This is a genomic window from uncultured Altibacter sp., from assembly GCF_963972995.1.
Classification (GTDB): domain Bacteria; phylum Bacteroidota; class Bacteroidia; order Flavobacteriales; family Flavobacteriaceae; genus Altibacter.
In genome coordinates, this window is record NZ_CAXAXI010000003.1 from 1 (window position 1) to 18,770 (window position 18,770).

An 18,770-nucleotide genomic window follows, 5' to 3' on the forward strand; every position below is an offset into this window, starting at 1 on the left:
CTCAATAGTACGTTCGGTGAACTTATCGATCATAAAAAAATGACTCCGGAAGCGTTTGAGGTCTTTAAACTAAAACTGAAAAAAGAAAAGAACGCTGCTCAGCGAAAGCAAATTATCATAATACTTGCTACCCTACTTATCTTAGCGTTCCTCTTTCTTGGCATGCCTTATCTATTCTGAAAGCGGTGAGCAGTTAATTGCGTCGCCAGCGTGCCGTTTCTTCAAACACATGTTCGAGTATGGTTGCATCTATTTCTGAAAATTCGATACCGCGCCGTTCCATAACGACTTTAGCCACCTCGAACGCTTTTTGTGTTTTATACGTGGTCATACCGCCACTGCCGCCCCAACTGAAGCTGGGAATAAAATTTCGCGGAAAACCACTTCCGAAGATATTGGCACTTACCCCAACAACCGTCCCTGTATTGAACATGGTATTGATACCACACTTGCTGTGATCTCCCATCATGAGTCCGCAAAATTGCAGTCCGGTGCGGGCAAATCCTTCGGTCTCATAGTCCCAGAGACGCACTTCGGCATAATTGTTCTTTAGGTTCGAATTGTTCGTGTCGGCGCCTAAATTGCACCATTCCCCTATCACCGAATTGCCCAAAAATCCGTCATGACCCTTATTGGAATAACCAAAGATCACCGAATTGTTCAACTCCCCTCCTACTTTGCTGAAGGGTCCTACGGTACAACCGGTATATATCTTGGCATTCATCTTTACGGTAGCGCCTTCACAGAGTGCAAAAGGCCCACGGATCATACTTCCCTCCATGATCTCTGCATTGGCGCCAATATAGATAGGTCCTTCGGTGGCGTTGAGGGAGCAAAGCGGCAAGCGGGCACCCTCCTCAATAAAGATCTGTTCTTTGTTGAATGCAACGGTCATTTCCGGAATGGGTTGTGAGGTTCGGCCCTTCGTCAACATGTCAAAATCACGGGCAATTGCTTCATGATTCTTTGAAAAGATGTCCCAAGTATGTTCAATGCGTAATACGTCGTTATGCGTATATTGGATCACTTCGTACGATTCAAAATCGACCTCTTGTCCTTCGGTAGTAAAAAAAGCAAGAGGTTCATCGTTATAGAATAGCGCTTGATTTTCCGTGAGTCCTTTAACAAGGTTTGCAAGATTTTCAGAAGGGATAAAAGAAGCGTTGATCAACACGTTCTTCTCCAATTCTACCAAGGGCCATTTTTCGGCTAAATAATCTTCAGTTACGGTGGTGGTTGTAAACCCCAAGAGGTGTTCCCATTTTTCCCGTATGGTAAGGATCCCGATACGAATATCGGCCACAGGGCGGGTAAAAGTGAAAGGGAGTAATTGATTGCGTACGTTACCGTCGAATAAAATATAATTCATGCGTAAGAACTGGCGTTGGTTTTTGTAAAGATAGTAAAGAAGTTAGGTTGCACTGTAACCTAAAATAAAAAAGCCTTCGATTTCTCAAAGGCTTTATTATATCTACAGAAATGAAGGCTTATTCTTCAGACTTCGTTTCTTCTTTTTTAGGTGCTTTCTTGAACTTGTCGTACTTGTTCTTGAACTTGTCGATACGTCCTGCAGTATCGATCAACTTAGACTTACCTGTATAAAACGGGTGAGATGATCTCGAGATCTCCAACTTCACTAACGGATACTCAACACCATCAACTTCGATTGTTTCTTTCGTATCTGCGGTAGATTTCGTTAAAAAAACATCGTCGTTAGACATGTCCTTAAACGCTACTACTCTATAATTTTCAGGATGGATTCCTTGTTTCATCAGTTCTATTTTTAAAATCTTTCTGTTTTTTTAAGTCTGCAAATTTAAGGATAATTTAGAAATGAACAATTTTTTTCAAGTATTTTTTATTCTGAAGTATTTTATCGTTCGCTTTGGCGTTCGATCCAGCTTAGATTGTTTGGAATGCCCTTCAGAAATACCCCTCAAGAATACCTTCTTCACAGCAATTATGTGTAACGTTTTCCTATCTTTGTTTACTAACAGACCAAACCAAAAAACTTCAATACATGGAAACTCAAACACCCTCAGTGAAAAAGATCGCTCTTAATTACGGATTGCTATTAGCACTTGGAACCATTGTGGTTTCGGTAATCGTATATGTTTTAGGCATGCACATGGACCAACCGTGGTGGCAATCGGCATTGAATTTTATCATTATGGCAGCGGCCATTGTCTACGGACTGAAAACATTTAAGAAAGAAAGTGGCGGATTTTTATCGTTAGGAGAGGCCATTAAGACCGGACTTGCCATATCCTTGGTTGCCGGTGTTATTGGTTCCATTTTCACCTACATTTTTGTTACCGTGATCGAACCGGATTTTGTAACACAACTCTTAGATGTAACCCGCGAAAACATGATAGAGCAAAATCCGCAAATGACTGAAGAACAATTGGAAATGGCCATGGGTATGACCGAAAAGTTCATGACTCCTTGGTTCATGACTGCCATGGGCCTTATCGCCTCTTTGTTCTTTGGCTTTATCATTTCGCTGATCGCCGGATTGATCATGAAACAAAACCGCCCGGAAAACTACTAGAAACAACTGCATGAATCTGTCTATTGTCATCCCACTTCTTAACGAAGAAGAGTCAATTACCGAATTATACCATTGGATCGCAAAAGTCATGCGGTCCAATGGTTTTTTATACGAATTGATCTTTATAGATGATGGTAGTACAGACGGCTCTTGGGAGATCATAGACCGTTTGGCAAAAGAGCATGCAGAGGTGAAAGGAATTCGGTTTTTGAAGAACTTCGGAAAGTCGCAAGCCTTGCATGCCGGATTCGCAAAAGCGATTGGCGATGTTGTCATCACTATGGACGCAGACCTACAAGACAATCCCGAAGAGATCCCGGAACTCTATACCATGATCACCACGCAAGGCTTTGATCTGGTCTCCGGATGGAAAAAGAAGCGCTTCGACTCGGTTGTTGCTAAAAATCTACCCTCAAAGCTGTTCAATTTTGCAGCACGAAAGACATCAGGCGTGCGATTACACGATTTTAACTGTGGTTTAAAAGCCTACCGAAACAATGTTGTGAAGACCATTGAGGTAACCGGCGAAATGCATCGCTATATTCCGGTGCTGGCTAAAAATGCAGGATTCAATAAGATTGGTGAAAAGGTGGTGGTTCACCAAGCTAGAAAATATGGCACGACCAAATTTGGCGCAGAACGTTTTGTACGCGGATTTCTGGACCTTATCACCATTTGGTTCTTATCCCGCTTTGGGAAACGTCCCATGCATCTGTTTGGTGCCTGGGGAGCATTCACGTTGTTCGTTGGTTTTGGATTCGCCTTGTATCTGGGAATCGACAAATTGTTTATCAACCCTACCGGACGACTTATAACTGAACGTCCGCAGTTCTATATTGCCTTGACGGCTATGATCCTGGGAACACAATTATTCTTAGCCGGATTTCTTGGCGAATTGCTCTTACGAAGCAAAAAAGAAGCAAAGAACTACATCGTTAAAGAACAACGAAACTTCAATCAATAACCACTAAGAATCATTATTTTTGCAGAATAATAAAGCAGAATGATTTACGTAGATCCAAAAATCTTAGAACGCCTGAACGCTTGGCTTACTCCTTTTTTTGACGAAAAAACCCGGGACACCATTAAGGAAATGATTGCCCACGACCCTGAAGGGCTTGAGGATAGTTTTTATAAAAGTCTTGCCTTTGGAACCGGCGGGATGCGGGGAAAGATGGGCGTTGGAGACAATAGAATCAATAAATATACGCTGGGGAAGAATACGCAAGGACTTTCCAATTATCTAAAGAAACAATTCCCGAATCTAAAGATTAGTGTGGCTATCGCATACGATTGCAGACATAACAGTAAGGAACTCGCGAAGGTAGTAGCCGATGTGTTTTCGGCCAATGGCATTCATGTTTTTTTGTTTTCTGAATTACGCCCTACTCCGGAACTTTCGTTTGCAGTAAAGCATCTTAATTGCCAGTGTGGAATAGTGTTAACAGCGTCCCACAACCCACCGGAATACAACGGATATAAAGTGTACTGGGAAGATGGTGGTCAGTTGGTGCCCCCCCAAGATGCCGAAATAATTTCAGAAATAAATTCGTTACAGTACACCGATGTAAACTTTGAAGCCAATGAAGCACTCATTGAAACCATCGATGCTGAAGTCGACACCGCTTTTGCGGAAGCGTCTCTTCGCAACGGGAGTTTTAATACGCCTAAAGAAGCAAAACAAAACTTAAAGATCGTATTTACGTCGCTTCACGGCACCTCCATCACCATGATACCGAAGGTTTTGGAGCAAGCCGGTTATACACAAGTACATATTGTAGAAGAACAAGCCACACCTAACGGTGATTTTCCTACCGTGACATCCCCTAATCCGGAAGAACCGGAAGCCTTACGTATGGCTATGGAACGTGCTGAAGCGTTACAAGCAGATATCGTTATAGGTACCGACCCCGATTGCGACCGCTTGGGCATTGCCGTACGGGATGCGAATGGCACTTTAACCGTTCTCAATGGCAATCAGGCCATGGTCATTATGACCTATTTTCTGCTGGAACAATGGAAAAAAGAGGGAAGACTCGATGGAAATCAGTTTGTGGCAAGTACGATCGTATCCACGCCCATGGTACGAAAGATCGCGCAACATTTTAATGTTGATTACAAAGAAGGTCTAACCGGTTTTAAATGGATCGCGAAAATGGTCAACGATTTCCCCGAAATGGAGTTCATTGGTGGCGGCGAAGAAAGTTTTGGATACATGGTAGGTGATTTTGTACGTGATAAGGATGCCGTCACTGCTACCTTATTGGCATGCGAGATCGCTGCTCAAAAAAAAGCCGCCGGAAGCAGTATGTTCGATTATTTACAAGCGATCTATCGCAAGGTAGGAACCTATCAAGAATACTTGGTGTCATTGGTAAAGGAAGGAAAAAAGGGAGCGGAAGAGATCGCCACTATTATGAAGAACCTTCGGGAGCATCCATTTAAAGAAATTGCGGACAGCCCGGTCATACGCATCGAAGATTATGAGTCGGGAGTTGCAAAAGATGCGCAGAACAATACTTCCGAAGTTTTAAAAATTCCGAGATCGAACGTCCTTATTTATTATACCGAAGACGGCAGTAAGATCGCAGCACGACCCAGCGGCACAGAACCTAAGATTAAATTCTACATAAGCGTCCACGACCCTTCAGGAGACCTTTCACTTCTTCAGAAGAAGATAGATAACATTCGCACTCACCTAACCCTTTCTTGATGAAGTACTTTAAAAAAATTCTTCGTTATGCCCGGCCTTATAAAGGGTATGCATGGCTTAACATTATCTCGAATGTGTTTTATGCGTTGTTCGGAACACTGGCATTTGTCTCCCTGATGCCAATGCTTAAAGTATTATTCGATAATTCGAAACGGGTAAGTGAAAAGCCTACATATGAAGGCGTTTTGAAACTAGGAGATTATTTTGAGAATTATATGAATTATTTCATCAATGAGAAGATCGCTTCAGATGGTGAAATGAATACGTTAATGCTAATGATTGGCTTGGTGATCGCAACCTTCTTATTGAAAAACCTGTTTGGATATTTGGCCATGTTCTTTATTACGTTTCTTCGGAATGGCGTCCTGAAAGACCTTCGGAACGACTTATACAAGAAGACTGTCGATCTTCCGGTCTCTTTTTATTCTGAAAAGCGCAAAGGTGATACCATAGCCAGAATTACGAGCGATGTGTTGGAGATACAGCATTCATTCCTGTCCATCTTAGAATTGATCGTACGGGAACCCTTGATGATACTGTTCACCATCATCGCCATGCTCGCCATTAGCACAGAGTTAACCATTTTCGTATTTATCTTTATTCCCGTATCAGGTTTTATCATCTCCCGAATAGGAAAAAGCCTAAAGAAGCATTCCGATAAGGTACAACAAGAACAAGGGTACTTCTTGTCGATCTTGGAGGAGACACTTGGCGGACTTAAAATCATTAAAGGATTTAATGCCGAAAGGATCTTCAGAAATAAATTCTCTGAATCTACCGATCGCTTTTTCAAATTTTCAAACACCTTGTTAAATCGCCAAAATCTGGCTTCTCCTATTTCTGAATTCCTTGGGATTGTAGTAATTGCCATACTCCTATGGTACGGCGGTTCGATGGTCTTGGTTGAACAGACCTTGGCGCCGGAATTCTTTATAGTATATATGGGACTTGCATATAATATTTTAACACCCGCGAAAGCAATTAGCAAAGCGAGTTATGGTGTAAAGAAAGGAAATGCTGCTGCCGAGCGGGTATTGGAGATCCTTGAAACAGAGTCTTCCATAAAGGATAAACCAAACGCCGTACAAAAAGAAGCGTTCGAGGATGCAATTGAGATTGAAACTGTTTCTTTCAAATACGAAGAAGAATGGGTGCTTCAGGATTTCTCATTACGTGTTCCCAAAGGTCATACCGTAGCATTGGTAGGTCAAAGCGGAAGCGGGAAAAGTACCATAGCCAATTTGATCACCCGGTTCTACGATGTGAATGCCGGAAAGATCACCATAGACGGCATTGACATCAAGGATATGACCCAGGAGTCACTTCGTGCGCTTTTAGGCTTGGTAACTCAAGATTCTATATTGTTTAACGATACGGTAAAGGGAAATCTCTTAGTTGCAAAAAAGACAGCGAGTGATGAAGAGATCATCGACGCTCTAAAAGTGGCTAACGCTTGGGAGTTCGTGCAAAGTTTACCAAACGGCATCAATACGAATATTGGAGACAGTGGCAATAAACTAAGCGGCGGACAAAAACAACGGCTTAGTATTGCTCGCGCCGTCTTAAAGAACCCTCCTATTATGATCCTCGATGAGGCCACTTCGGCCCTTGACACCGAAAGTGAACGACTGGTGCAACAGGCATTGGAGAATATGATGAAGAATCGTACTTCTGTAGTCATCGCACACCGATTGTCGACCATCCAAAATGCAGATCTTATTGTTGTCCTTTCCAAGGGGAAAATTGTAGAACAGGGAAAACACAACGAATTATTGACTAAAAAAGGAATCTATTATAATTTGGTGGAAATGCAATCATTGGCTTAAAAAGAAAAAGAGCGATTTGGGGCACCGCTCTTTGACTTCTTTTGTCATCGCATTTGGGGCACGCGATGACGGTTTTAACATAAGTATGATTCAAATATATATTTAACTTTTGAATCCACCAAATTTTTTTTGCATTTAATCTATGATCTGTGCATTTCATCGATTTTTTAATGAACTAATGTTAATATAATTCCTACATTTTTAGAATGTGTGGCGTGTTCAATATAGGGCATAAAAAAAACGGGTCAGCCCCCGCTTAGACCCGTTTAGTGCGTTCTTATTACAGTTGGGGCTAATAATAAAGAACATATACATAAGAAGTATGTGATAAAAGTAGTAAAAATTTTCCTACAAAAAAATATTTTCTACTTTTTAACTGAATTTTTTGCATTTAATCGATAAACGGCATGTTTTCAAAAAATATAGGGTCACATTTATTTTCATTTAAACCATTGCCAGTACCTTTAGTCCTAATAACATATACATCGATTTCGTGATCGAAGAACAAACATTAGTAAGTGCCTTACAATCGGAGGAGCAAAAGGAAGCTGCCTTCCGGGAGTTGGTATCCCAATACAAGGAGCGTTTGTACTGGCATATCCGTAAAATTGTTCTGGACCATGACGATACAGATGATGTGCTTCAGAATACCTTCATCAAGATCTTTCGCAACATAGATTCCTTTAAAGGGGACAGCAAACTTTATACATGGATGTATCGTATCGCCACAAACGAAGCGATCACTTTTATAAACAAACGCGCGAAGCGGGCACAGATCACTTCCGAAGAAATAAAAGAAAATGCTATTAAAAAACTGGAAAGCGACGTTTATTTTGAAGGTTCTGCCATTCAACTTAAATTACAAAAGGCCATACATACCCTTCCCGAAAGACAACAGCTTATCTTCAACATGAAGTATTTTGACGATATTACATACGAAGAGTTATCGGAGGTGCTAGAAACATCGGTGGGCGGATTAAAAAGCAGCTATCACATTGCCGTTAAAAAAATTACTGCCTTCCTTAAAGCAGATGAAACTATTTAATTTTTTTAGAGTCATAGTATTAGAATGAACGACGAACACAACATACCGGATCACGGTTTCAAGGCGCCAAAAGATTATTTTGATTCCTTGGATGCGCGGCTTTTCGAATCGATTGCTTCGGAAGAAATTCCAAAAAACACCGGTTTTTCAATGCCCAACAGGTATTTTGAAACACTGGATGAACGAATTATGGAATCTGTACTTCACAAAGAAGATGTCGGCAAAGTTCGACCGCTATTTAACCGCCGTTTTGTGGTTGCTGTCGCAGGGATCGCCGCAAGTCTCTTGTTGTTCTTCTCCTTACTGCAACAAAGTTCTCTAATGTCGGAAGGAGTCGAATACATAGAAACAACTATGCTCACTCAGTATATCGAAGAAGACGTGGATATCGATCTTTACGATGTGGTAGCCATCTTAGAGAATGAAGATGGTCCCGAAGTAACCTTTGAAAATTCCTTATTTACAAAAGCCGCTATGGAAGAGTATCTTTTGGAAAATGTGGAAGAAACAACCTTAATACAAGAATAATGAGAAGAATCGTATTTCTTTTGGTGTTTATTGGTGTGACCGCAACGGGACAGGAAGACCGCCATGAAAAGATAAAGGCACTAAAACGTGCATACATTACCGAAGCCCTGGAACTTACAACGACCGAAGCTGAAAAGTTCTGGCCTATCTACAATGCCTATGAAGAGAAGATGCATACACTAAAACGCAATGAGCGAAAAGAGTTTCGAATCTTCAAGGATGACGGTATCGAAACACTTAGTGAGTCGGAAGCGAATGCACTTATTGAAAAGGTAAATGACTATCATGCCAAAGAATATCAATACCGTACAGCCTTGCTTCAAGATCTTAAAAATGTGTTGTCGGCAAAGAAAATTCTTAGGTTAAAGAAAGCAGAAGATGATTTTAAAAGACAGTTGCTTAAACAATACAGGCAGCGAAAAGGAAAAGAATAATTGGTTGGTTTTTTGTGAATTGTGATTTTTTGTTAAATTCAATTCGAAAATGGGGTCTTCGGACCCCATTTTTTTATTGCTCAAATTGCAGTTTTGCTATTTTGTACTGACCGCTTGCGTATGCCAATGAATCGTTTACAAACTCCAAGGCAAAGAATCCTTCCGAAGATAATTCACTCCAAGACCGGCCTTCGTCCGGGCTGTAGGAGATACCCGGTGATCCAACAGCAACAAGTCCTTTTCCCTCACTGCCGGGTACAAACTTAACAGAAGATCGGTACCCCGGTCCGGTTCCGTTACTAATAAGATTCCATGTCTTCCCCCCATCTTTTGTCAAGGCTTTATTACCTTCATTGAACGCTTTATTCTCCCAGTCACCCCCAAAGATCACTCCCACTTTATCATTATAAAAATCGATACTGTAGATCCCGGTCATAGCCTTTCCTTGAATGATAGGCGTATTAAAAACCTCCCATGTCTTGCCTCTATCGGGCGAATGGAATACACGAGCACGTTTGCCACCGGTTGCGATCCAGGTGTGGTCACCAAAGATAGCGATGTTTGAATTACTTGCTGCAAAAGCTGCCTCTCCTTCCGTCACAGGAGGCAAAAGGTCGCAACTTAATTTCTCCCACGAATTTCCACCGTTTCGGGTAATAATGACCGACAAGCATCCATTGGTAGGATCGCCCATGGCAATGCCCTCTTTGTCATTCCAAAATGCCATTGAATCGTAAAAAACTCGTTCTCCTTCTTCAAAATAAACCTCTTCAATAAAGGTAGCACTTCGGCCGTCAAATCCAATTTTATAGAGAACTGCAGGATTGGAAATACTCAAAACAAATACGGCATTCTCGATGGCGGTGATCGCTCGAAAATGTAGAAAAGATTCCTCGTATTTAATAGTTGCCAGTTTTGGTATCGTTCCGTCTATGAGACCTACCATGCCCTCGTTGGCAGCAAACCATACTTTGTGGTCATCAATGGGCGCAATGGCTCGAATACTCAGGCTATCTGAAAAAATAGGTGTTATGCTGACGGAAGTGAATGTTCTTTTTGGCTCTGTGGAACAGGACACTAACAGTAAAGAAACGAAAAGGGCAAGAATCAAGCGCATGAAAAAAATTTTGTCAAAAGTAATCAAAACAATTCATACCGATTGTGATACCTTTGCAGTCCACATTTAATAAAGCAATGAAATTACATAGAAACTTAGTTTTTGCCACCATAGATTCACTTCACATGATCTTCAATGAGCAGAAGCAAGCAGATAAAGTCTTGAGGAATACGCTTAAGCGCGATAAGCGTTGGGGTTCACGGGATCGTAGTTTCATCGCTGAAACTACCTACGATATTGTTCGCTGGAAGCGACTGTATGCAGAGATTGCCGAAGTGAAGGAGCCATTTGATAGGCCCAACCTTTTTCGTCTCTTTGCTGTTTGGGCGACGCTCAACGGGATCAAACTTCCCGATTGGAAGCAACTGGAAGATACTCCGGTACGACGTATTAAAGGTCGCTTTGATGAACTGTCTAAAATTAGAAAATACAGAGAGTCCATACCTGATTGGTTGGATGAGTTAGGAGAAAAAGAATTGGGCAAACGATGGGACAAAGAGATCGCTGCGCTCAATGAATTAGCCGATGTTGTACTACGTGTAAACCCATTAAAAGCTACGGTAGTTCAGGTACAAAATGAATTGTCCGATCTAGAGATAGAAACCGAAACCATTCCCGGCAGCCCCTATGCCTTAAAGCTAAAGGAGCGCGCCAATGTTTTCAGCACGGACGCTTTTAAAAACGGTTGGTTTGAAGTGCAGGATGCATCGTCCCAATTGGTGGCGCAATTACTCGACCCGAAGCCCGGTATGCGCGTAATCGATGCCTGTGCCGGTGCAGGCGGCAAAAGCCTCCATATCGCTTCACTTATGGAAAATAAGGGTCAGGTGATCGCTATGGATATTTATGAAAATAAGTTACATGAACTAAAACGTCGCGCCCGGCGGGATGGAATTCACAATATTGAAACCCGTGTGATCGATTCGACCAAGGTGGTAAAAAAACTGATTGAAAAAGCTGATAAGGTCTTGATCGATGCACCATGTTCCGGTTTGGGGGTGTTGAAACGAAATCCCGATTCCAAATGGAAGATGGATCCGGAATTTTTGGAACAGATCAAAAAGAATCAAGCAGAGATCTTAGATTCCTATTCCAGAATGGTAAGACCCGGTGGAGAACTTTTATATGCCACCTGCTCAATTCTTCCTTCAGAGAATGATGCTCAAATCAAGGCTTTCCTAAAACGTGATGAAGGGAAGGAATTTAGTTTAGTAAAAGACAAAAAAATATGGCCAAGTGAATCCGGTTTTGATGGATTCTACATGGCGTTGCTTAAAAAAAATGATGCAGAATGAAAAACGTAATACTCCTTGGCTTTCTATGGGCTGTTCAATGTGCGTACGGGCAGCAACCGTATTATAACGACGTCGATCTTTCCTTAACCGGTCAAGATCTATACTTCGAATTACAATCCAAGATCGATATATCCAACAATACATTTACGTATGGGGATGTACGCGATGCCCTAAAGATTACAGATGAAGACCCAAATAACGCGAACAATGTTCTTTTGATCTATGGTTATAATGACACCGATGGAAATTGTACTACAGATAGGACAAGAGACGAGGACGACTTTGGCGGTTTAAGCTGTGAATATAATCGTGAGCATGTCTTTGCCCGTTCCAATGCAAACCCCGATATGGGTGATGTGAGCAATGGTACGACCGGCATTGGGGCAGATCCTCATAATTTACGAGCCAGTGACCAGCAAATGAACAATAATAAAGGCAGTAAGAAATTTGCAGCCGGCTCCGGTACTGCGGGAAATGTGGGTAGCGGTCATTGGTATCCCGGTGACGAATGGAAAGGTGATGTTGCGCGTATGATGATGTACATGTACACCCGTTATGGTGACCGCTGCCTGCCTGCTCTCAATGGAGTTGGAAGCACACAAGGTAGTACACAAATGCTTCAAGTTCTTTTGGAATGGAATGCGGAAGACCCTGTGAGTGAATACGAAGACCAGCGTAATCCTTATTTGGAGACTGCCTATGGAAACCGAAATCCTTTTATTGATAATCCGTATTTGGCAACCCTAATTTGGGGAGGTCCGGCTGCAGAGGATCGTTGGAACTTACTCTCGGTAAATGACGCTGTTGGTGACGCATTCGTGGTATATCCTAACCCTGCTTCGGAAGTGGTCCATATTAAAGTCACAGGTGCTTTTCAGCCTTCTTCGGTTGTTCTTTATGATACGATGGGACGCATCGTTCTTCAGCGTAATCTAAACACACAACAGACCACTATTTCCCTTGCTTCTTTTGCTGAAGGAATTTATCTTATAGAACTTCAGAATAGAGAAATGAAAGTAATCAAGAAGGTGGTAATTGAATAAAAAAAGAGCGGACATTGTCCGCTCTTTTCTTTTATAATTCTCTATAGAATTTATTCGACTATGATCTTCGCCGATTTGTAACCGTTCGACGTAAGTCCTCCCACTTTTACAATATAAACTCCGCTAGCAGCATAAGACATATCCAGTTTAAGACGGAACGCTCCCCCTTCATTCTGGACTGTTTTCACACCCATTTGCTGTCCTAACGTATTATATACAGCAATATAAGCCATACCTTCGTACTGTGACTTTAGTAAGACATCGTATTGGTTTTTAGCATTAGAAGTAATAATGAGTTTAGCATCGTCTGTAGCGAAATCATCAATACCAAGCGTAATGTTCTCCACTTCTTTAACGAATGCATCATTTGCAGCCAACTGATCTCCGGCTAATACGGTTCTCGCCTCCAACTCATAGGTTTGCTCTGGTGTGGATAAATCTACGGTAGCAGTAAATGTATAAGAACCTGCTTCGTTAGGAGCTATAGTGCCGGAAAACGTTTCTGAAGCAACTAAGTTTCCATCAAGATAAAGTTCTAACGGAATATTAGTTTGCGGTGCCAATCCGAAATTACGAATAGAGATATCCACTGTCTCGGCAGCGGTAAGTTCCCCGTCATTGGGCTCTATAATATTGTCAACTCCAACATCGTTTGCCAACTGCGTAGACAGCGAGAAAGAAGCGATTCGTGTTCTCCAAAAATTAGTTGGATTAAAATACTGAGCCGTATGCCAGAAGGTAGTTCCATTTGGATCCATACTTAGGTGAGAGTAATCTCCAAATCGGTTAGAAAAGGTTTGCACGCCGTTTCCATCGACAATTACTTGTTCGGCTTGTGTCATGACTCCCAAAGGATCATTATTGAATCGGCCTGTAAATCGAACACCAACTCGCAAAGTGGCACTGGCTATATTGAATCCCATTCCAATATTGCCTAATTCATCCATAGCGGCACTCCCCATGAATCGACTGTGTCCGTCATCTGGAGCATAGGTACCTTCTTGAAATAAGGTCCATGGACCCACTCCGCTATTTCGAAGCTCTATCCATCTCACACCGGATGTGTTTGCTAAATCTACATCCACATTAAAAGTAATAACCCATGAATTATGGGTGGCAAAACTTCTGTAATTTGCTGCGTACGAGATAATCCCTCCTTGCATATCAATTTTTTGAGAGGTCCCCGGTTGATTTACATCTCCTTGACCGAAAGGTGAAAAGGTAGAGTTGAAATCAGCTACCGGAATTTCCAAAGGTGCCGAAATCGTTGAGTTACCTATAGTAGTCCAATCCACGTCTATTTCCCAAACCTTTATATGGTCGAAACTAACACCACTCCAACCATCGTCTTGTAAGAACGTAATATATCCGGGGACATTTGCCGGAAAATTTGTGCCTAGCAAGTTCGCTGGCTCCGGACTCTCAATAGTGTTAGGATTAAAGACTATTCCCGGTAACGGGAATCCTACTATTTGAGGAGAGGGCCCTCCGGCCAATATAACATCGCGTTCCATGACATATACCCTGTTTGCGTCTCCACCAAGCTTATTTGCTGTAAGGTAATAACCGTCGGGCCAAACCGTGTAATGAGGGTAATCCGGAAAACCTGCAAAAGTAAACGTATATACGTTGTACGTTCCGGTAGGGTCGTTGGTAGTAGATACTCCAACAACCAAGGTGTTTGTTGGCGCCGAAGGATTTGCCGTTCCAAACTGACTCACAAAGAATCGATCTGCCAATTGGTCATACATCACAATGGGATCTCCATTGTTCATTCCGTTTCCTAAAAAAGTACCTAAGGCCACCGGCCCCACCAATAAGTTTCCTGTTTTATCAAAAATCTTCACCGCCGAATTAAAGGCGTGAACATAGTGATTTGGTCCTACAGCTCCAGTAGGGTCTGGTGGAATGAAGCCGGACTCATTCGCTAACCCACCGTCAAAATTTTGCTCCAATGCAAAACGATACTGATCGCCAAAGTCATCTTGACGCAACGGATCTTCACCGGTTGGTAATGCATTAGGGTTGGTTTGTTCGTTCGATCTTCTTCCATTGGCAACGATCTTTAATTCTTGGATCGTTCGGGTTGGATCGCTTTCAAGCTTTGCGTAATCCCGAAGAGGCATGGTCTCTCCCAAAAAAGTTCCCACGATCACATCGGTAGGACCGGAACCTTCTTGAGCAATAATACCCACTCCAAAGAGAAAAGCAAACGCCATTAGTAAATTTTTCATTTTCATAGTGTTGTTTTTAAATTAAGTTGATGTTTAATGATGGCTAAATATTGCACTTAGAATCTGCAAGATAAGTTATAAAACTGAAACTAAAAACCCACTAAGCCGATAGACCACTGTATTTCTTTACAATTCTTTTAATCAGGGGCAACTATTTAGCACACAAGAATCCACTAAAAATAATTACCTTTGCATTTTGCTAAATAAGGCAATACGACTTTTAAAATTCATTTAAATACTCTCTGGATGATCCACTTTTTTGGGAATGTAAAAAAAACACTTTTTGCTGTCCAATCTACCGCCCAACTTACTCCTTCTTCCATTCAAAAATTGGAATGGCTTTTTGGCAACCAGCCTAAATTAGAGGAATCCGTTGTTGCGGATTTTTTTATTGGACCACGAACCAGCATGGTGACACCTTGGAGCACAAATGCCGTAGAGATCACTCAAAATATGGGTATCTCAGGAATCGTTCGAATTGAGGAGTTCACACAGGTGAGTGAAGACTTCACCAACTTCGATCCCATGCTTTCTCAAAAATTCAGTGTTTTGGATCAGGATCTTTTTACAATTAAGATCCAACCCGAACCCATTAAAGAGATCGATGATATCGCTGCGTATAATGTGCAAGAAGGCTTGGCTTTAAATGCTGAAGAAATTGAGTATTTGGAAGCGCTTTCAGAAAAACTGAACCGCAAACTTACCGATAGCGAAGTATTTGGCTTCAGCCAAGTGAACAGCGAGCATTGCCGTCATAAGATATTTAACGGCACCTTCGAGATCGATGGCCAAGAAATGCCTTCTTCTCTTTTCAAACTTATAAAAAAAACGTCTCAGGAACATCCCAACGATATCGTTTCTGCGTATAAGGACAACGTAGCCTTTATTAAGGGCCCGAAAGCAACCCAATTTGCCCCTAAGAGTGCCGATACGCCGGATTATTACCAACATACCGAGTTCGACAGTGTCATCTCCTTAAAGGCCGAGACCCATAATTTTCCAACAACCGTCGAGCCCTTCAATGGTGCCGCAACCGGAAGTGGCGGAGAGATCCGTGACCGATTGGCAGGAGGAAAAGGGTCCCTACCCTTGGCAGGAACCGCTGTGTATATGACCTCATATTCTCGCCTCGAAGCAAATCGTCCGTGGGAAAATGCGGTTCAAGAACGTGATTGGTTGTACCAAACTCCTTTAGACATCTTAATTAAGGCGAGCAACGGTGCTTCCGATTTCGGAAATAAATTTGGACAACCGCTTATTGCAGGATCTGTACTCACATTCGAACACAAAGAAGATGCCCGCATTCTCGGTTTCGATAAAGTGATCATGATGGCCGGCGGTATAGGCTACGGAAAAGCAGACCAAGCGATTAAAGAAACGCCTAAGACAGGAGATCAAGTTGTGATCCTCGGAGGCGAGAACTACCGGATAGGGATGGGCGGTGCGGCTGTTTCTTCGGCAGATACCGGTGAATTTTCAAGCGGTATCGAACTCAATGCGATCCAACGGTCCAATCCTGAAATGCAAAAACGTGCTGCCAATGCCATTCGGGGCATGGTGGAAAGCGAAAAGAATCCGATTGTCTCCATCCACGATCACGGTGCGGGAGGACACCTTAACTGTTAAAGTGAACTCGTAGAGGAAACCGGTGGTAAGATAGATCTTGACAAATTGCCCGTTGGTGACCCAACGCTGTCAGCAAAAGAAATCATAGGCAATGAATCGCAAGAGCGTATGGGTCTTGTTATTGGTAAAGAATATATTGAAACATTGCAACGAGTGGCCGCACGAGAACGTGCTCCCATGTATCAAGTGGGTGAAGTTACAGGCGATCACAGATTTACTTTTGAAAGTGCGAGCAGCGGTGCCAAACCTATGGATTTTGAACTTACCGATATGTTTGGAAGTTCTCCTAAAACCGTCTTAAAGGACACTCGTATTCAACGGACCTACAATGATCCTTCGTACGATCTGGAAAATATAGAAAACTATGTACATCAAGTATTGCAGTTGGAAGCTGTAGCCTGTAAAGATTGGCTTACGAATAAGGTGGATCGTTGTGTGACCGGACGTGTTGCGAAACAACAATGTGCCGGGTCCTTACAACTTCCATTGAACAATTGCGGTGTAATGGCGTTGGATTACAATGGTAAAGAAGGCGTTGCCACTTCTATTGGGCACTCCCCCATTAGCGGTTTGGTAGATCCGGTAGCAGGATCGAGAAATTCCATTACCGAAGCACTTACAAACATTGTTTGGGCTCCTTTGGAAAAGGGGTTAAAAAGTGTTTCTTTATCTGCCAACTGGATGTGGCCTTGTAACAATCCTGGTGAAGATGCCAGATTATATGAGGCAGTACAAGGCGTGAGTGATTTTGCTATCGATCTTGGAATCAATGTGCCCACCGGTAAGGACTCTTTGTCCATGAAACAAAAATACAAGAATGAAGAAGTCATCGCTCCGGGTACTGTGATCATTTCGGCGGCAGGACATTGTAAAGACATTAAGAAGGTCGTTGAACCGGTCCTGCAAAAAAACGGCGGTAGCATTTACTATATCAATATCTCACAAGACAGCTTTAAGCTGGGCGGCTCTTCCTTTGGGCAAATCCTGAATGCTGTTGGATCTGAAGTACCAACAGTTAAAAATGCTGCATATGTTAAACATGTATTCAACACATTACAACATTTAATCATGGATGATCAAATCCTAGCCGGACATGATGTTGCTTCGGGTGGGTTGATCACAACCTTATTGGAAATATGTTTTGCAGATCGCGATCTTGGCGCGAATCTCGATCTTTCGGGCATGGGAGAAGACGATCTAATTAAAATTTTGTTTGCTGAAAATTGTGGCGTAGTGATCCAAGCTTCGGAAGATGAAGCATTTGAAAGAGTTCTTTCAGAAAATAAGATCGATTGCGTTAAGATAGGAATCGTTACTGAAGCTGAGGTCCTTCAGCTGAAGCACCCACAAAAAGAATTACATTTCAGAATTCCTGAAACACGTGACCAATGGTACCGCACCTCCTATTTGCTGGACAAACGACAAAGTGGAGCACAACTTGCGAAAGAGCGTTTCGACAATTATAAGAATCAGCCGTTACAATTCAAGTTCCCAAATACATTTACAGGCAAGTTATCGACTGCGAATATAGGAGCAGCAGTCGACAAGCCTAGACTAAAGGCTGCTGTGATTCGTGAAAAGGGAAGTAACAGTGAGCGGGAGATGGCCAATGCACTCTATTTAGCCGGATTTGACGTCAAGGACGTTCACATGACCGACCTTATTGAAGGACGAGAAACTTTAGAGGACATTCGTTTTATTGCAGCAGTAGGCGGATTCTCAAACAGTGATGTTCTTGGAAGTGCCAAGGGATGGGCCGGCGCCTTCTTATACAATGAAAAAGCAAATAAGGCCTTAAAGGATTTCTTTGCGAAAGACGATACACTATCACTAGGCGTTTGTAACGGGTGTCAATTGTTCATAGAACTAGGACTTCTCACACCAAATGATACAGAAAAACCGAAGATGTTGCACAATGACACAGGAAAATTCGAGTGTCATTTTACATCGGTGACCATTCAGAAGAACAATTCGGTCATGCTCTCTTCGCTGGAAGGAAGCACGCTGGGAATCTGGGCAGCGCATGGTGAAGGAAAGTTCAGCTTTCCGAAGGAAGAATCACAGTACAATATCGTTGCCAAATACGGCTATGAAGGCTTACCTGCCAATCCGAATGGAAGTGATTACAATACGGCAATGATGACAGACGTCACCGGCAGACACTTGGTAATGATGCCTCATTTAGAGCGTTCCACATTCCCGTGGAATTGGCCCTATTACCCCAAAGACAGAAACGATGAAGTTTCACCTTGGATAGAGGCATTTGTCAATGCACGAAAATGGTTAGAGCGTAAGTAAAAATAACATGGTAAGTGAAATTGATTTTAAAAGACTAACTTACCTATTAAAAGAAAAAAC

14 protein-coding genes and 1 pseudogene are annotated in these 18,770 nt (G+C 42.3%); 11 read left to right on the forward strand and 4 right to left on the reverse strand.

The window, feature by feature from the left end; all coding sequences use genetic code 11:
* Positions 1-180: hypothetical protein (locus tag AACZ11_RS01755; protein ID WP_290627505.1), on the forward strand; the 180-nt coding region annotated here is incomplete at its 5' end.
* Positions 181-193: 13 nt separating this feature from the next.
* Here AACZ11_RS01755 and AACZ11_RS01760 read toward each other — a convergent pair.
* Both AACZ11_RS01760 and AACZ11_RS01765 read right to left on the reverse strand, forming a co-directional pair.
* Complete coding sequence (locus tag AACZ11_RS01760; protein WP_290627507.1) at positions 194-1,369, reverse strand: GlmU family protein; 1,176 nt, start codon at positions 1,367-1,369, stop codon at positions 194-196.
* Positions 1,370-1,487: 118 nt separating this feature from the next.
* On the reverse strand, positions 1,488-1,772 hold the full coding sequence (locus tag AACZ11_RS01765) for a type B 50S ribosomal protein L31 (RefSeq protein ID WP_034258631.1): 285 nt from the start codon (positions 1,770-1,772) through the stop codon (positions 1,488-1,490).
* A 248-nt stretch (positions 1,773-2,020) separates the two neighbouring features.
* On the opposite strand from AACZ11_RS01765, the gene AACZ11_RS01770 reads away from it, so the two are divergent.
* The 7 genes from AACZ11_RS01770 to AACZ11_RS01800 all read left to right on the forward strand — a co-directional run bounded on the left by AACZ11_RS01770 (position 2,021) and on the right by AACZ11_RS01800 (position 9,097).
* Positions 2,021-2,551, forward strand: a complete 531-nt coding sequence (locus AACZ11_RS01770) for a DUF4199 domain-containing protein (protein ID WP_034258632.1) — start codon at positions 2,021-2,023, stop codon at positions 2,549-2,551.
* Between the two features lie 10 nt (positions 2,552-2,561).
* Complete coding sequence (locus tag AACZ11_RS01775; RefSeq protein WP_290627510.1) at positions 2,562-3,515, forward strand: glycosyltransferase family 2 protein; 954 nt, start codon at positions 2,562-2,564, stop codon at positions 3,513-3,515.
* 39 nt (positions 3,516-3,554) lie between these two features.
* On the forward strand, positions 3,555-5,264 hold the full coding sequence (locus AACZ11_RS01780) for a phospho-sugar mutase (protein WP_290627512.1): 1,710 nt from the start codon (positions 3,555-3,557) through the stop codon (positions 5,262-5,264).
* Positions 5,264-7,090, forward strand: a complete 1,827-nt coding sequence (locus tag AACZ11_RS01785) for an ABC transporter ATP-binding protein (RefSeq protein ID WP_290627514.1) — start codon at positions 5,264-5,266, stop codon at positions 7,088-7,090. Before AACZ11_RS01780 ends, AACZ11_RS01785 begins: the two co-directional genes overlap by 1 nt.
* 493 nt (positions 7,091-7,583) lie before the next feature.
* Positions 7,584-8,135 (forward strand): RNA polymerase sigma factor, encoded by a 552-nt coding sequence (locus AACZ11_RS01790; RefSeq protein ID WP_290627516.1) that lies wholly within the window; start codon positions 7,584-7,586, stop codon positions 8,133-8,135.
* A 24-nt stretch (positions 8,136-8,159) separates the two neighbouring features.
* Complete coding sequence (locus tag AACZ11_RS01795; protein WP_290627518.1) at positions 8,160-8,663, forward strand: hypothetical protein; 504 nt, start codon at positions 8,160-8,162, stop codon at positions 8,661-8,663.
* Positions 8,663-9,097, forward strand: a complete 435-nt coding sequence (locus AACZ11_RS01800; protein WP_290627520.1) for a sensor of ECF-type sigma factor — start codon at positions 8,663-8,665, stop codon at positions 9,095-9,097. The genes AACZ11_RS01795 and AACZ11_RS01800 overlap by 1 nt, the downstream gene beginning before the upstream one ends.
* A 73-nt stretch (positions 9,098-9,170) precedes the next feature.
* Here AACZ11_RS01800 and AACZ11_RS01805 read toward each other — a convergent pair whose 3' ends face one another.
* A complete protein-coding gene (locus tag AACZ11_RS01805) occupies positions 9,171-10,214 on the reverse strand; it encodes an oxidoreductase (RefSeq protein ID WP_290627522.1) in 1,044 nt (347 codons plus the stop codon).
* A 77-nt stretch (positions 10,215-10,291) separates the two neighbouring features.
* On the opposite strand from AACZ11_RS01805, the gene AACZ11_RS01810 reads away from it, so the two are divergent.
* Positions 10,292-11,509, forward strand: coding sequence for a methyltransferase domain-containing protein (locus AACZ11_RS01810; protein WP_290627524.1), 1,218 nt, complete (start codon positions 10,292-10,294; stop codon positions 11,507-11,509).
* Positions 11,506-12,552: an endonuclease gene (locus AACZ11_RS01815; RefSeq protein ID WP_290627526.1), complete on the forward strand. Its 1,047-nt coding sequence runs from the start codon at positions 11,506-11,508 to the stop codon at positions 12,550-12,552. The genes AACZ11_RS01810 and AACZ11_RS01815 overlap by 4 nt, the downstream gene beginning before the upstream one ends.
* Before the next feature lie 50 nt (positions 12,553-12,602).
* Here the strand turns inward: AACZ11_RS01815 and AACZ11_RS01820 are convergent, their stop codons facing one another.
* A complete protein-coding gene (locus AACZ11_RS01820; RefSeq protein WP_290627528.1) occupies positions 12,603-14,786 on the reverse strand; it encodes a T9SS type A sorting domain-containing protein in 2,184 nt (727 codons plus the stop codon).
* 246 nt (positions 14,787-15,032) lie between these two features.
* Here AACZ11_RS01820 and purL point away from each other — a divergent pair.
* Positions 15,033-18,710 (forward strand): annotated as a pseudogene (gene purL / locus AACZ11_RS01825) (phosphoribosylformylglycinamidine synthase).
* Positions 18,711-18,770: the final 60 nt, after the last annotated feature.

Bases quoted from the DNA above. Each gene is read 5' to 3' on its own strand.
- AACZ11_RS01780 (WP_290627512.1), top strand. From the start codon at position 3,555: ATGATTTACGTAGATCCAAAAATCTTAGAACGCCTGAACGCTTGGCTT.
- AACZ11_RS01760 (WP_290627507.1), bottom strand. From the start codon at position 1,369: ATGAATTATATTTTATTCGACGGTAACGTACGCAATCAATTACTCCCT.
- AACZ11_RS01800 (WP_290627520.1), top strand. From the start codon at position 8,663: ATGAGAAGAATCGTATTTCTTTTGGTGTTTATTGGTGTGACCGCAACG.
- AACZ11_RS01785 (WP_290627514.1), top strand. From the start codon at position 5,264: ATGAAGTACTTTAAAAAAATTCTTCGTTATGCCCGGCCTTATAAAGGG.
- AACZ11_RS01810 (WP_290627524.1), top strand. From the start codon at position 10,292: ATGAAATTACATAGAAACTTAGTTTTTGCCACCATAGATTCACTTCAC.
- AACZ11_RS01815 (WP_290627526.1), top strand. From the start codon at position 11,506: ATGAAAAACGTAATACTCCTTGGCTTTCTATGGGCTGTTCAATGTGCG.
- AACZ11_RS01805 (WP_290627522.1), bottom strand. From the start codon at position 10,214: ATGCGCTTGATTCTTGCCCTTTTCGTTTCTTTACTGTTAGTGTCCTGT.
- AACZ11_RS01775 (WP_290627510.1), top strand. From the start codon at position 2,562: ATGAATCTGTCTATTGTCATCCCACTTCTTAACGAAGAAGAGTCAATT.
- AACZ11_RS01795 (WP_290627518.1), top strand. From the start codon at position 8,160: ATGAACGACGAACACAACATACCGGATCACGGTTTCAAGGCGCCAAAA.
- AACZ11_RS01770 (WP_034258632.1), top strand. From the start codon at position 2,021: ATGGAAACTCAAACACCCTCAGTGAAAAAGATCGCTCTTAATTACGGA.
- AACZ11_RS01820 (WP_290627528.1), bottom strand. From the start codon at position 14,786: ATGAAAAATTTACTAATGGCGTTTGCTTTTCTCTTTGGAGTGGGTATT.
- AACZ11_RS01765 (WP_034258631.1), bottom strand. From the start codon at position 1,772: ATGAAACAAGGAATCCATCCTGAAAATTATAGAGTAGTAGCGTTTAAG.